The organism is Thalassobaculum litoreum DSM 18839 (assembly GCF_900102465.1).
Lineage (GTDB): Bacteria > Pseudomonadota > Alphaproteobacteria > Thalassobaculales > Thalassobaculaceae > Thalassobaculum > Thalassobaculum litoreum.
Genome location: NZ_FNBW01000009.1, coordinates 113995 through 126219 on the forward strand (window position 1 = coordinate 113995; position 12225 = coordinate 126219).

A 12225-nucleotide genomic window follows, 5' to 3' on the forward strand; every position below is an offset into this window, starting at 1 on the left:
AGGGCATGACCCCGACCGTCATCCTTCTCGACGGCGTCGGCAGCGCCGGCAAGACCTCCATCGCCCGCGCCTTTCAGGAGGTCGCGCGCGATCCGTTCCTGCATGTGCAGATGGACGGCTTCTTCGACATGCTGCCGGCCCGCCTGATAGGCCACCCGGACGGCGTCGACTTCGTCCCGGTCCCCGGCGACGGTCCGCCCGAAGTGGCGGTGCGCAGCGGCCCGGCCGGCGCCCGCCTGTTCGGAGCCATTCCGGCGGCTGTCGCCGCGCTGGCGAGCGCCGGCAACAACCTGATCGTCGACGACGTCATTCTGGGCGACCGGATGGCGGAGTACGACCGGCACCTCGCCCGGTTCCGTTTCCTGAAGTTCGCTGTCCACGCACCGCTGGAGGTCCTGGAAGCCCGCGAAGCGGCACGCGGCGACCGCAGGATCGGCCTCGCCCGATGGCAGTTCCCGCGGGTGCATGCGGGCAAGACCTACGATCTGGAGATCGACACCGCCGAGCACGGCCCCGAAGACTGTGCCCGGCTGATCTGTGACGCCTTCGGCCTTTAGGCCCGGCCCTGCCGCAGCGCCCGGCCGGAGCGTTCGCCGGTACACCGGCCCTCGGCCCAGACGATGCGGCCGTTGACGATCACCGTGTCGATGCCGGCGGCCGGGGTCATCGGGTCCTCGAAGGTGGCGCTGTCGATGATGTCCCGGGCGTCGAACACGCACAGGTCGGCGAACTTGCCCTCCGCCACCTCGCCCCGGTCCTTCAGGCCGAACTCCTCGGCGGAGAGCGAGGTCATGCGGCGCACCGCCTCCTCCAGCGGAAACAGGCCGAGATCGCGGGAATAATGGCCGAGAATGCGCGGGAAGGTGCCCCACAGCCGCGGATGCGGGAACTCGTCATGGGGCAGGCCGTCGGAGCCGAACATCGCCTGCGGATAGGACAGGATGCGCTGCACGTCGTCCTCGTCCATGGAGAAGTAGATCGCGCCGGCCGGCTGCAGCCGTTCCGCCGCCGCGTACACGTCCACGCCCCACTCCTCGGCGACGTCCTTCAGGTCGCGCCCCTTGTGCTCGGGATGCGGCACCGACCAGGTCACCATGACCCGGTTGGAGAAGGCGATGCTGTCCGCCTTCAGCACCGTGGAGGAGGCGTGATACGGATACACGTCGAGACCGATCTTCTGGCTCTTCCGATAGCGGTCGAACAGCGCCAGCGTCTCCTTGGAGCGGCCGAAATTGTCCTTCCCGTGCACCTTGTGGTGGGAGACGATCACCGGCACCCCGGCCTCTCGGCCGATCAGGAAAGTCTCCTCCAGGCTCTTCACCACATCGGCACCCTCGTTGCGCATATGGGTGACGTAGCGCCCGCCATGGGTCTTCAGCGCCCTGGCGATCTCGATCACCTCCTCGGTCGGCGCCTGCTCAGACGGCGCGTAGAACAGGCCGGTGGACAAACCGCTGGCGCCGGCGTCCAGCGACTCCTCCAGCCGGCCGCGCATGGTCTTGATCTCGTCCGACCTTGCTGCCCGGTAGACGTCGTCCATGGCACCGACCCGCAAGGTCGAGTGACCGACCAGGAAGGCGGCGTTGACGCTGGCCGGGGCCTCGTCGATCGCGGTCAGGAAGGCGTCGAAGGTGCCGTATTTCCACCATTCCTCGGTGCCGAGCAGGTCGAGCGGCGGCGGCGGGCGGCGGTCCATGACCAGCGGCGCCAGGGAGATGCCGCAATTGCCGACGACGACGCTGGTCACGCCCTGGCTCACCTTCATGTCCATGGTCGGCTTCGACAGCAGCGCCCGGTCGTCATGGGTGTGCACATCGACGAATCCCGGCGCGACGATGCGGCCGGTGACGTCGATCTCGCGGCCCGCCCGGACGGAGGAGAGGTCGCCGATGGCGGCGATCCGGTCGTCGACGATCGCCACGTCGGCCCGCATCCGCGCCGCCCCGGTCCCGTCGATCACCTCGCCCCCGCTCAGTTTCAGGTCGCAGCGCTCCAATCCGGCCATCGTCGTCTCCTTGATCTCGCAAGCCCCGATGGCAGCCCGCCGCCACCCCGAAGTCAAGGCGGGTTAAAGCGTTCCGACCAGAAAGCCCTATCGGGTCAGCCAGCATGCTTCCCGTGATAATTGCATCCGACGAGGCGTGACAATTTTCAATGCTGGCACCCGGAAGTTGGTGCCCAATGGGTTCACCGTATTCAGTCAGGAGGATCAGCTCATGGCGAATTTCGAACTTTTTGTGGATCCGGAGACGCCCGACAATCTCGCCGGCGTTCGCAGCGTATCGTCAGCCTTTGTTGGCGAAGTCCGCGTGTTTCTTGGCGAGATCTTGCAACAATATCCCGACCTGATGGTCGAGGAGTTGATCCAGCCGGTGTCCGAACTCTTCGAAGCCAGCGGACCGGCTTTCGAGTCTTGCCAGCAATGGTGCGCCGACATGCCGATCGAGCACATCGACGGCCACGATCTCCGCGCCCGGAGCCTGAACCGGAAACTTGGAATGGTGAACTACTGGTATCGGCGTTTTTTGCAAACTGCGCAGCAGATCCCCGATCCGCGCCGCGTGGTGCTCGGGCCGATCCTTCGGCGGCTGCTCGAATTCCTGAACTCGCTGCTGAAGAGCCTTTTGAGCGCCGCGCCTGCCGGAGGCGCGGTGGTCGAACTGAAGGAAGCGTTCGAGGGAGCGGTCGACGATCTGACGGACATGACATAGCAGGCGTTGACCGGGCGTGAACGCCCCCCACCTCTCACCGAGACCCGTTTTCCGGCCGAGAGGACCCCAGATGCTCCCGACCCGACCGTTGCTGCTCGCCCTGCCCTTTCTCGCAGCACTGCCCTCACTGGCCGTCGCGCAGGAGACCGAGCAGGCCGAGGCCTGCGCCCTGACCGCCGAAACCAGAGTCGCCGATCTCGATCATCCCTGGGGCGTCACCTTCCTGCCCGACGGCATGGCGGTCATCACCGAGCGCGATGGCGCCCTGTGGCTGGCCGACCCGCAATCGGGGGAGAAATCGGCGATCGACGGCGCCCCGAACGTGCGGGCGTCCGGCCAGGGCGGCCTGCTCGACGTGGTCGCCCATCCGGACTTCACCGACAACCGGCGGCTCTACTTCTCCTACTCCGAGCGGCGCGGAGACGGGCTCACCGGCACCGCCATCGCCCATGGCACGCTGTCGGCCGACGGATCGCGGCTGACCGACCTGACGCAGATCTTCTCGATGTCGCTGGCGACCGGCACGACGCGGCATTTCGGCTCACGCATCGTCTTCAAGGGCGATGGGACACTGTGGTTCACCATCGGCGACCGCGGCGACCGGCCGCGCGCGCAGAATCCCAGCGACCATGCCGGCTCGGTGCTGAGGATCGCGGAGGACGGCAGCATCCCGGGCGACAATCCCTTCGCCGACGGCAGAAACGGCGCCCGCGAGATCTGGTCCTTCGGCCACCGCAACCCGCAGGGTGCCGCCCGGCACCCGGAGACCGGCGCGCTGTGGATCGTGGAGCACGGCGCGCGCGGGGGCGACGAGATCAACCGGCCGGAGGCGGGAAAGAACTATGGCTGGCCGACGATCTCCTACGGCCGCCATTACCACGGTGGCCAGATCGGAATCGGGACGTCGGCGGCCGGCATGGAGCAGCCGGTCTACTACTGGGATCCGTCGATCGCGCCGTCGGGCCTCGCCTTCGTGGGCGGTGATCTCTTTCCGGCCTGGACCGGCGACATCCTGGTCGGCGCCCTGAAGGACCGCATGCTGGTGCGGCTCGACATGGAGGACGGCGCGGTCGCCGGCGAGGAGCGGCTGTTCAAGGGCCGGTTCGGCCGGGTGCGCGACGTCCGGATGGGTCCGGACGGCGCGATCTGGTTGCTGACCGATGAGAGCGACGGCGCGCTGATCCGTGTCGCGCCGTCGGAGGGTGTCTGCGGCTAGCGGAGGGTGCCTGCGGCTAGAGCGCGAGCAGTTCAGATCGAAACGATCTGTACGGTGAATCTCCCTCTAACCCAGCAAAGTTAGAGCAAATTCACACGAGCAGATGTTTCCATCTGATCGTGATTTTCTCTAGCGCTGGCCAGCGATGGCAGCCACCTGGTTGAGGAAGGTGGCGTCCGCCGTCTGGGCAATCTGCAGCGTTTCACCGATATGGCTGACGGCAATCATGTTGCCGGAGGCATGCGGGAAGAAGGTCAGCACCTCATAGGCGGCGCTGCCGTTGCCGACATCGGTGCAGGACAACTCCACATGCGGCAGGATCGTTTCCGTGCCCGGCATGATGCGCAGATCCGCCTCGGAGGTGAGCTGGCCCTTGCAGCTCGGCGCCTTCAGCTTGGTCAGCTCGGCCCGCAGCTCCTCCTCGCTATGGCTGCCTCCCACCGACTGGACCAGACCGAGCCCGCGCTCGATCCGCCAGACCAGCGCCGCGTTCCAGCGCTTCATGGCCTGATCGACATCCTTGGGGATGCCGAACTGGTCCTGGGGCAGATCATTCAGCACGCGCCAGGCAAAGGCCTGGGGCTGCAGCGTGAACAGGTCCTGGCCGTGGATCTTGGCCAGCTTCTCGCGGGCCTGAGCGGCCTTCTCGCCGTCCTGGACGCCCGCCTTCACCTGACGGACGCAATCCTCCATCACGCCGAAGGCCTTCGCGGTGCCGGTCAGCGGAAACTTCAGGGTGCCGAAGAAGCCGGTGATCGTCGCGACATTGCCGGCCTTGAACGCCTGGACCAGCTCCGGATGGTCCTGCATCAGGGTGCCGAGCGTATCCTTGCTCACCACCTGGAAGGCACCGCTCACTTCCGGGCGGTCGTCGACCTTGATGGTGACCTTGGCGGCCTGACCGGGTTCCAGCGTCCAGCTCTTGTTGATCAGATAGACTTCGTACGTGCCGTTGGCCGCCAGTCCGAAGCCGAGATCCGTCTCGCTCTCATAGTCGCCGACGATGGCGCAGCGCTGGAACTGCCCCTCCTTGGAGATATAGGCGTCGCCCTGCCAGATCCCGCTCTTGAACGCGGCCGAAGCCGGTGAGGCGATCGAGAGGGTCAACGCGGCAACGACGGCGGCGACCGTCGCAATCGAACGAAGTGCGGTCATTCATCGGCTCCCGGCCGGTGGCAATGTCCCCTGCCCTAACGCGTATCGGGGTGCGGGCTCAAGCGTCGCCCAACAGAACCGCAAGATCGTGACGGATCTAGGGCAACGCAAGGGGCGGGGCAAACATCGCGCCGACGAGGCCCGCACGGGGCGGTGAAGCGGCCGGCACTCGGCCGCGGCCTTACTGCTGTTGCGCGTCGGCGGCCGCGACCGTCTGGGTCAGAACGTCCCGCAGGGCCGCGGTCACCTCGCCGCCCGCGCGCTGGCGCAACGCCACCTCCGCGCGCCGCCAGTGCGGCCGCGCCAGCGCCAGCATGTCGCGGCCCGTGTCGGTCAGTTCCACCGAGCGACTGCGTCTGTCCGACCCGGGCGCCAGCCGGACCCAGCCGGCGTCCCGCAGCGGCGCCAGGTTCCGGGTCAGGGTCGTGCGGTCCAGGTCCAGCCGGTCCGCGAGGTCGGTCACCGACGGACGGTCCATCCGCTCGATGTTCGACAGCAGCCCGTACTGGGTGACCTTAAGACCGGTTTCTTTCAGCGCCTCGTCGTAATACTGGGTGAGCCGACGCGCCGCGCCACGCACTAGCGAGCAGGTACAGGCCAAACCGGCTTCGTCGCTTGGGACCATCATCACGCGCCAATTGACAATTATGTGCAGGTACACGAGTGTAGCTGCACGTACTGTAACACACCCCACATTTCCGGCCAACCGCCCTTCCGGAGTCTGCCATGTCGACCCTCGCCCATCCCTCGTCACCCGGCTGGAGGACTCCCGTCGTGGTGATCGTCGCCGGATGTCTGATCGCCATGATCGGCTTCGGAATCCGCTCGGCGTTCGGTCTGTTCCTGGAGCCGATGACCCTGGCCAAGGGGTGGGACCGGGAGACGTTCGGTCTCGCCATGGCGATCCAGAACCTGCTCTGGGGCATCGGCGTGCCGGTCGCCGGCATGATCGCCGACAAGTTCGGCCCCTCGCGGGTTCTGGCGGTCGGCGCGGTGATCTACACGGTCGGGGTCTGGGGCATGGCGACGGCCGACAGCTCCCTGGAGCTGCACCTGTTCGGCGGCGTGCTGACCGGAATCGGGGTGGCCTTCACAGCCTTCTCGCTGGCCATGGCCGCCATGGCCAAGGTCGTCGGGCCGGAGCGCCGGTCCCTGGCGCTCGGCCTCGGCACGGCGGCGGGTTCGTTCGGCCAGGTGGTGTTCTCCCCGCTCGGTCAGGGCTTCATCGGCGCCTATGGCTGGGAGAGCGCCCTGCTGATGCTGGCGGCCTCGGCGCTGTTCATCATCCCGCTGGCCTTCATCCTGCCCTCGAACACCAATGCCAAGGGCGAGGTGCCGAGCAACCAGACCTTCCGTCAGGCGATGGCCGAGGCCGGCGCCCATCGCGGCTACATCCTGCTGACCATCGGCTTCTTCGTCTGCGGTTTCCACGTGGCCTTCATCACCGTGCACTTCCCGTCCTATGTCCGTGACCTGGGGCTGGATCCGACGGTTGGTGCCTATTCGCTCGCGCTGGTCGGACTGTTCAACATCATCGGGTCCTTCGCCTCCGGAATGGCGGGCCAGCGCTGGAGCAAGAAGGTCGGGCTCAGCACGATCTACTTCGCCCGTGCCATCGTCATCATCGCGCTGCTCATGGCGCCGAAGACGGAGCTGACGATCTACCTGTTCGCCGGCGCCATGGGCATTCTGTGGCTCTCGACCGTCCCGCTCACCACCGGCATCGTCGCCCAAATCTTCGGCGTGAAGTACATGGCCACCCTGTTCGGCTTCGTGTTCCTCAGCCACCAGCTCGGCTCGTTCGCCGGCATCTGGCTCGGCGGCTACCTGTACGACACGACCGGCTCCTATGACGGGGTGTGGTGGGCCGGCGTGGTGCTGGGTCTGGCGGCGGCGATCATCCATCTGCCGATCAACGAGAAGCCGCTCGCCCGGCTCACCCCGGTCACCGTCTAAAGCTCACACGGGGCTGGACAAATCCGACATGGACGGCGAATACCACCGTCCATGTCGAACCCGCGCGAGATCCCCCTGAGCAAACGCCTGCTTTGGCCGCTGGAGGCCGCTGGCGCGCTCGCCGTCTACGGGCTGATGCGGCTGCTCCCGATCGATGCGGCCTCGGCGCTCGGCGCCGCCGTGCTGGCGCGGGTCGGCCCGATGCTTCGCCTTCACAAGGTCGCGCGCGGCAACCTGGAACGGGCCTTCCCGGAGAAGGACGCGGGCGAGATCGACCGGATCCTGGCCGGCATGTGGCGTAACCTCGGCCGGACCGCCGGCGAGTTCGCGCATATCCGCACCCTGCTGCGCGAGATGGACCGCCGGGTCGAGATCGTCGGCGCCGAACACGCCCTGGCGGCGATGCGGGACGGCGGTCCGGCGATCTACGTCTCCGGCCACATCGCCAACTGGGAGCTGATGCCGCTGGCCGCCGCCCATGTCGGGCTGGTGATCGACGCGGTGTACCGCGCCCCGGACAATCCGCTGATCTCCTCGCTCTACGACAAGCGCAAGCCGCATCCGGACGCCACGATGTTTCCCAAGGGCAGCCAGGGCGCGCGCGGCGTGATGGATGCGCTGAAGCGCGGCCGCCCGCTCGGCCTGTTGATTGATCAGAAGATGAATGACGGGATCGAGGCCCGGTTCTTCGGCCGCAGGGCGATGACCACCCCGGCCTTTGCCCAGCTCGCCCGGCGGTTCGACTGCCCCATCGTCGCGGTGCGGATCGAGCGGCTTGAAGGTGCGCGGTTCCGGGTGACCGCCCATGAGGGGGTGACGGTGCCGCGCGACGGCAAGGCGTCGGAAGACGTCGCCGCCACCGTGCAGCGGTTCAACGACCTGCTGGAGAGCTGGATCCGCGAGCGGCCGGAACAGTGGCTCTGGGTCCACCGGCGCTGGCCGAAGGGGGAGTAGTCCGCCGCCCTTCCCTAAGCCGCACTCTGCGGCTCGCGGAACTGCAGGGCGTGCAGACGGGCATAGGTGCCCCCGCGCTCCACCAGCGCATGGTGGTCACCGCTCTCCACAACCCGTCCTGCCTCGAACGCATGGATCACGTCGGCGCCCTGCACCGTGGACAGCCGGTGGGCGATGACCAGGGTCGTTCGCCCCTTCATCAGCCGGGCCAGCGCCGCCTGGATCTGCCGCTCGGATTCGGTGTCGAGCGCACTCGTCGCCTCGTCCAGCAGCAGGATCGGCGCGTCCTTCAGGATCGCCCGGGCGATGGCGATGCGCTGACGCTGACCGCCGGACAGCTTGGTGCCGTGCTCGCCCACCCGGGTGTCGTAGCCGTCCGGCAGGGCGGAGATGAACTCATGGGCCGCCGCCGCCTCGGCCGCCGCGCGCAGTTGGTCGTCGGTCGCGTCGGGCCGGCCGAATCGGATGTTCTCCGCCACCGTATCGTCGAACAGCACGATCTCCTGGCTGACCAGGGCGACGGCGTCGCGCAGGCTGGCCAGGGTCAGGGCGCGCACGTCGGTGCCGCCGATCGTCACCGAGCCGGCCTCCACGTCGAAGAACCGGGGGATGAGGTTCAGCACCGTGCTCTTGCCGGCGCCGCTGGGACCGACCAGCGCGGTCACCTTGCCGGCCGGCGCCACCAGACTAATGCCGGCAAGCGCTTCGGTGCCGTCGGCATAGCGGAAGCGCACGTCCTTGAGAGCCACTTCCGCCGGCGCGCGTGCGAGAGCCTTGGCGTCCGGCGCCTCGGCGATGGCCGACTTGCGGTCGAGCAGGACGAACAGCCGCTCCGCCGCCGCCAGCCCCTCCTGCAGGGTGGTGCTGACCTTGCCGAGGCCGCGCAGCGGCTGATAAGCCATCAGCACGGCGGCGATGAACGAGAAAAAGGCGCCCGGCGTCGTCGCCCCCTCGATCACCCGATAGCCGCCATAGACGATGACGGCGGCCACCGCGATGCCGCCGAAGGCGTCGACGATCGGCTGCACCGCCGCGCGCACCCGGCCCTGGCGGTAGGTCAGCCGGTAGATCTCCTCGACGATCTCGCCGATCCGCTTCGTCTCGGCCCGCTCCATGGCATAGGCCTTGATCACACGAATGCCTTGGAACGCCTGGCTCAGCAGGGTGGTGAGCTCGCCCATCCGCGCCTGGGCGTCGCCGGAGACCCGACGCATGCGCTTGCCGAGCTTCTGGATCGGCAGCACCGTCAGCGGCGCGACCAGCAGCGCGATCAGCGACAGCAGCCAGTCCTGGTACAGCATCACGCCGACCAGGAAGATCACCGACAGCCCGTCGCGCACCAGGCCGACGATGGCATTGGACACCGCCTGGCGCAGCGCCTGGACGTCGAAGGTGAAATGCGAGATCAGCCCGCCGGTCGCCCGGCTCTGGAACAGTGCGACGTCCTGGTCCAGCAGATGGCCGAACAGGCGGAGCTGGACGTCGGCGACGATCCGCTGGCCGACCCGGGCGAGCAGCGAGTCCTGGAAATACGAGGCGGCGGATTTCAGCGCGAAGGTGACGATCACCGCGCTGCCGACCAGCCACAGCATGGAGCGGTCCTGCTCGACGAACACCTTGTCGACCACCGGATCCATCAGCCAGGCGGTGGCTGCCGTGGTCGCCGCGACGATCGCCATGGCGATCGAGGCCACCGCCAGCCAGCCCGCATGGGGGCGCACGAAGGCGTCCCACAGCCGGCGCAGCAGGGGGCCGGTGCGGGCGTCGTTCAGCGGAATGCGGGTCTTTTCGGGTTTCGCCTCGGCCATCGGCCCCTGATACACGATCCGGCGCCGGCGCGCATCCACCCTGCGGCCGAGGTTTCCGGAGGTCGGTCGCCGTTCATCGGCGCATCCGGACTGAGCAGCGCGAGACGGAGATGCAAGAGAATTGAGACGGACAGACAATCGGCGCGAGGCGATGGAGACTACTATGGTGTTGGGACCGTGCCGAAACGGATGCTCGGTCGTTCCGTCTTCGCAGACCGGTCGGCCGGGCATCCGTGGGCGGCGCCTCGGATGCGCCTGCCTGCGACCGCCCGAAGCCTCGCCGCCCGCTCGGTCCCGGGGCAGCGGACGCTTCCCGCCATCCGCCGCCTGTGCTAGCCAGCGCCCATGGTCGACCTGCCGAAGATTGCCGACATGCCGGATGCCCTCGACGCCGCCGCCCGCCGCGCGGCGTGGTGGAACCTCATGCTGGTCGATCACGGCTTCCTGCGCGCGGTGTTCCTTAACAAACGCAAGGTCGACGACGACCTCTGGCGCGCCGCCCAGCCGAGCCCGACCCATCTGCGCAAGGCCAAGATGGACGGCTTCAAGACTATCCTCAACCTGCGCGGCCCGCGCGACGACGGCCCCTACACTCTGGAGCGGCAGGCCTGCGCCGAACTCGGCCTCACCCTGGTGGACTTCCCGATCCGCTCGCGCTCGGCACTGGACCGGCCGACCCTGCTCGCCGCCATCGACATCTGGAAGACGCTGGAATACCCGGTCCTGATGCACTGCAAGTCCGGGGCCGACCGCACCGGCTTCATGGCGACGCTGTACCTGTGGCAGCACAAGGGCGTCCCGCTGCGTCGGGCGATGGATCACCTGTCCCTGCGCTACGGCCACATCCGCCAGGCCAAGACCGGGGTGATCGACTTCTTCTACGAGCAGTACCTGAAGGCCGAGGAACAGACCGGCATCGGCTTCCGCGCGTGGGTGGAGACGGTGTACGACCGCGACGCCCTGAACGCCGCCTTCAAGGAGAACTGGGCGGCGAAGATCCTGGTCGACAGGATCCTGCGGCGGGAGTGACACTGGCGCCATGACCCTCACCAAGGCGCCCGATTTCCTGGCTTACGACCGCGACGGGGAACTCGGCGTCGACGTGTTGCAGGCCGCCTTCTCCGGTCCCGCCTTCGAGCGCCACGCCCACGCGACCTTCGCCATCGGCGTGACCATGCGCGGGCTGCAGCGCTTCAATCATCGCGGCCGGCGCCACACCAGCACGCCGGGCCGGATCATCGCCTTCAACCCGGAAGATCCCCATGACGGCGAGGCCGCGGACGACAGCGGCTTCGCCTACTGGATGCTGTATCCGGACACCGGGGTGTGGGAGCGCGTTCTGGAGGACGCCACCGGCCGGGCCGACCCGCCGTTCTTCACCGATACCCTGCTGGACGATCCGGCGGTGGCCCGGATCTTCGCCGCCACCATGCCGGCACTCCAGGCCCGGGCGACCGATACCGCCGCGCCGCGGGAGAGCCTGGCCGCGGAGAGCCGTCTCGACCTGCTGCTGCTGGCTCTGGCGCTGCGCCACGGCCGGGCCAGCCTGCCGGGCCGGCCCGACAGGGACGGCGACGCCGGCGCTGTGGCGCGGATCCGCGAGATCCTGCACGCCGGCTTCGACAGCGACATCCGCCTCGACGATCTGGCCCGCGAGACCGGCCGCAGCCGGTTCCAGGTCAACCGGGCGTTCCAGGCCGCCACCGGCATGCCGCCGCACCGGTACCTGACCAACATCCGCCTGGAACAGGCCCGCGCCCTGCTGGCGGCCGGCGACAGCCCGGCCGAGGTCGCCGCCGCCGTCGGCTTCGCCGACCAGAGCCACCTCAGCCGACGGTTCAAGGCGGCCTACGGCGTCACCCCCGGCCGGTTCCAGAGCGCCTACCGCGTCTGAGCGGGACCGCACGAACGTCCAATCATGCCGCGCCGATCTGCGGCAGTGTCGCGGGTCTCTCCACCGCAACAGCAGATCCGATATGCACGATACCAAGATCTCCATCGCCGTCCGCGACGACCTAGCCACCTGGCAGAAGCTGAACGTCGTCGCCTTCCTGGCCAGCGCCATCGCCGCCCGGTATCCGGACGCCATCGGCGAGACCTACCGCGACCGCGACGGGCAGTCCTACCTGCCGATCCTGGGGCAGCCCGTGCTCATCCTGGCCGGCAGCGGCGACGCCCTGGCCAAGGCGCACCGGCGGGCGCTGGACCGCGGCCTCGAGCTGGCCGTGTACGCCGAAGGCATGTTCAGGACCGGCAACGACGCCGACAACCGGGCCGTCGTCGCGGCCCTGCCCGGCGACGCCCTCGACCTGGTCGGGGTCGCCACGCGCGGCGACCGCAAGGATGTCGACAAGTCTCTTAAAGGTCTGAAACTGCATGAATAACCATAAAGCCGACGCGATTCAGACCCAATAAGAGGAAAGGT

General features: G+C 68.1%; 12 protein-coding genes. 8 read left to right on the forward strand and 4 right to left on the reverse strand.

The annotated features are described in order from the left end of the window. The first annotated feature begins 5 nt into the window (after positions 1 to 5). On the forward strand, positions 6 to 557 hold the full coding sequence (locus BLS34_RS15455) for a chloramphenicol phosphotransferase CPT family protein (RefSeq protein WP_093151602.1): 552 nt from the start codon (positions 6 to 8) through the stop codon (positions 555 to 557). Here the strand turns inward: BLS34_RS15455 and BLS34_RS15460 are convergent. Further along, the gene (locus BLS34_RS15460; RefSeq protein WP_093151604.1) at positions 554 to 2005 is read right to left on the reverse strand and encodes an N-acyl-D-amino-acid deacylase family protein; all 1452 of its coding nucleotides are present in this window, start codon (positions 2003 to 2005) and stop codon (positions 554 to 556) included. The two genes, BLS34_RS15455 and BLS34_RS15460, sit on opposite strands and share 4 nt — an antisense overlap. A 211-nt stretch (positions 2006 to 2216) precedes the next feature. On the opposite strand from BLS34_RS15460, the gene BLS34_RS15465 reads away from it, so the two are divergent. Both BLS34_RS15465 and BLS34_RS15470 read left to right on the forward strand, forming a co-directional pair. Next, complete coding sequence (locus tag BLS34_RS15465) at positions 2217 to 2711, forward strand: hypothetical protein (RefSeq protein WP_093151607.1); 495 nt, start codon at positions 2217 to 2219, stop codon at positions 2709 to 2711. A gap of 70 nt (positions 2712 to 2781) precedes the next feature. After that, a complete protein-coding gene (locus BLS34_RS15470) occupies positions 2782 to 3927 on the forward strand; it encodes a PQQ-dependent sugar dehydrogenase (protein ID WP_093151609.1) in 1146 nt (381 codons plus the stop codon). A 129-nt stretch (positions 3928 to 4056) separates the two neighbouring features. On the opposite strand, the gene BLS34_RS15475 is transcribed toward BLS34_RS15470, so the two are convergent. Both BLS34_RS15475 and BLS34_RS15480 read right to left on the reverse strand, forming a co-directional pair. Then, a complete protein-coding gene (locus BLS34_RS15475; RefSeq protein ID WP_093151611.1) occupies positions 4057 to 5082 on the reverse strand; it encodes a hypothetical protein in 1026 nt (341 codons plus the stop codon). Between the two features lie 181 nt (positions 5083 to 5263). Beyond that, the gene (locus BLS34_RS15480; protein WP_028794311.1) at positions 5264 to 5707 is read right to left on the reverse strand and encodes a MarR family winged helix-turn-helix transcriptional regulator; all 444 of its coding nucleotides are present in this window, start codon (positions 5705 to 5707) and stop codon (positions 5264 to 5266) included. Positions 5708 to 5808: 101 nt separating this feature from the next. Here BLS34_RS15480 and BLS34_RS15485 point away from each other — a divergent pair, with 101 nt between their 5' ends. Together BLS34_RS15485 and BLS34_RS15490 are read left to right on the forward strand one after the other, a co-directional pair. After that, positions 5809 to 7038 (forward strand): MFS transporter, encoded by a 1230-nt coding sequence (locus tag BLS34_RS15485; protein WP_093151613.1) that lies wholly within the window; start codon positions 5809 to 5811, stop codon positions 7036 to 7038. Positions 7039 to 7089: 51 nt separating this feature from the next. Beyond that, positions 7090 to 7992, forward strand: coding sequence for an LpxL/LpxP family acyltransferase (locus BLS34_RS15490; protein ID WP_093151615.1), 903 nt, complete (start codon positions 7090 to 7092; stop codon positions 7990 to 7992). A 14-nt stretch (positions 7993 to 8006) separates the two neighbouring features. On the opposite strand, the gene BLS34_RS15495 is transcribed toward BLS34_RS15490, so the two are convergent. Further along, complete coding sequence (locus BLS34_RS15495) at positions 8007 to 9800, reverse strand: ABC transporter ATP-binding protein (RefSeq protein WP_093151824.1); 1794 nt, start codon at positions 9798 to 9800, stop codon at positions 8007 to 8009. A gap of 345 nt (positions 9801 to 10145) precedes the next feature. On the opposite strand from BLS34_RS15495, the gene BLS34_RS15500 reads away from it, so the two are divergent. The 3 genes from BLS34_RS15500 (at position 10146) to BLS34_RS15510 (ending at position 12184) form a co-directional block, all read left to right on the forward strand. After that, the gene (locus BLS34_RS15500) at positions 10146 to 10829 is read left to right on the forward strand and encodes a fused DSP-PTPase phosphatase/NAD kinase-like protein (protein WP_245701987.1); all 684 of its coding nucleotides are present in this window, start codon (positions 10146 to 10148) and stop codon (positions 10827 to 10829) included. 10 nt (positions 10830 to 10839) lie between these two features. Next, positions 10840 to 11694, forward strand: a complete 855-nt coding sequence (locus BLS34_RS15505) for a helix-turn-helix transcriptional regulator (protein WP_028794306.1) — start codon at positions 10840 to 10842, stop codon at positions 11692 to 11694. A gap of 82 nt (positions 11695 to 11776) precedes the next feature. Further along, positions 11777 to 12184 (forward strand): DUF2000 family protein, encoded by a 408-nt coding sequence (locus BLS34_RS15510; protein WP_028794305.1) that lies wholly within the window; start codon positions 11777 to 11779, stop codon positions 12182 to 12184. Positions 12185 to 12225 lie beyond the last annotated feature (41 nt).

Bases quoted from the DNA above. Each gene is read 5' to 3' on its own strand.
- BLS34_RS15455 (WP_093151602.1), top strand. From the start codon at position 6: ATGACCCCGACCGTCATCCTTCTCGACGGCGTCGGCAGCGCCGGCAAG.
- BLS34_RS15460 (WP_093151604.1), bottom strand. From the start codon at position 2,005: ATGGCCGGATTGGAGCGCTGCGACCTGAAACTGAGCGGGGGCGAGGTG.
- BLS34_RS15465 (WP_093151607.1), top strand. From the start codon at position 2,217: ATGGCGAATTTCGAACTTTTTGTGGATCCGGAGACGCCCGACAATCTC.
- BLS34_RS15470 (WP_093151609.1), top strand. From the start codon at position 2,782: ATGCTCCCGACCCGACCGTTGCTGCTCGCCCTGCCCTTTCTCGCAGCA.
- BLS34_RS15475 (WP_093151611.1), bottom strand. From the start codon at position 5,082: ATGACCGCACTTCGTTCGATTGCGACGGTCGCCGCCGTCGTTGCCGCG.
- BLS34_RS15480 (WP_028794311.1), bottom strand. From the start codon at position 5,707: ATGGTCCCAAGCGACGAAGCCGGTTTGGCCTGTACCTGCTCGCTAGTG.
- BLS34_RS15485 (WP_093151613.1), top strand. From the start codon at position 5,809: ATGTCGACCCTCGCCCATCCCTCGTCACCCGGCTGGAGGACTCCCGTC.
- BLS34_RS15490 (WP_093151615.1), top strand. From the start codon at position 7,090: ATGTCGAACCCGCGCGAGATCCCCCTGAGCAAACGCCTGCTTTGGCCG.
- BLS34_RS15495 (WP_093151824.1), bottom strand. From the start codon at position 9,800: ATGGCCGAGGCGAAACCCGAAAAGACCCGCATTCCGCTGAACGACGCC.
- BLS34_RS15500 (WP_245701987.1), top strand. From the start codon at position 10,146: ATGGTCGACCTGCCGAAGATTGCCGACATGCCGGATGCCCTCGACGCC.
- BLS34_RS15505 (WP_028794306.1), top strand. From the start codon at position 10,840: ATGACCCTCACCAAGGCGCCCGATTTCCTGGCTTACGACCGCGACGGG.
- BLS34_RS15510 (WP_028794305.1), top strand. From the start codon at position 11,777: ATGCACGATACCAAGATCTCCATCGCCGTCCGCGACGACCTAGCCACC.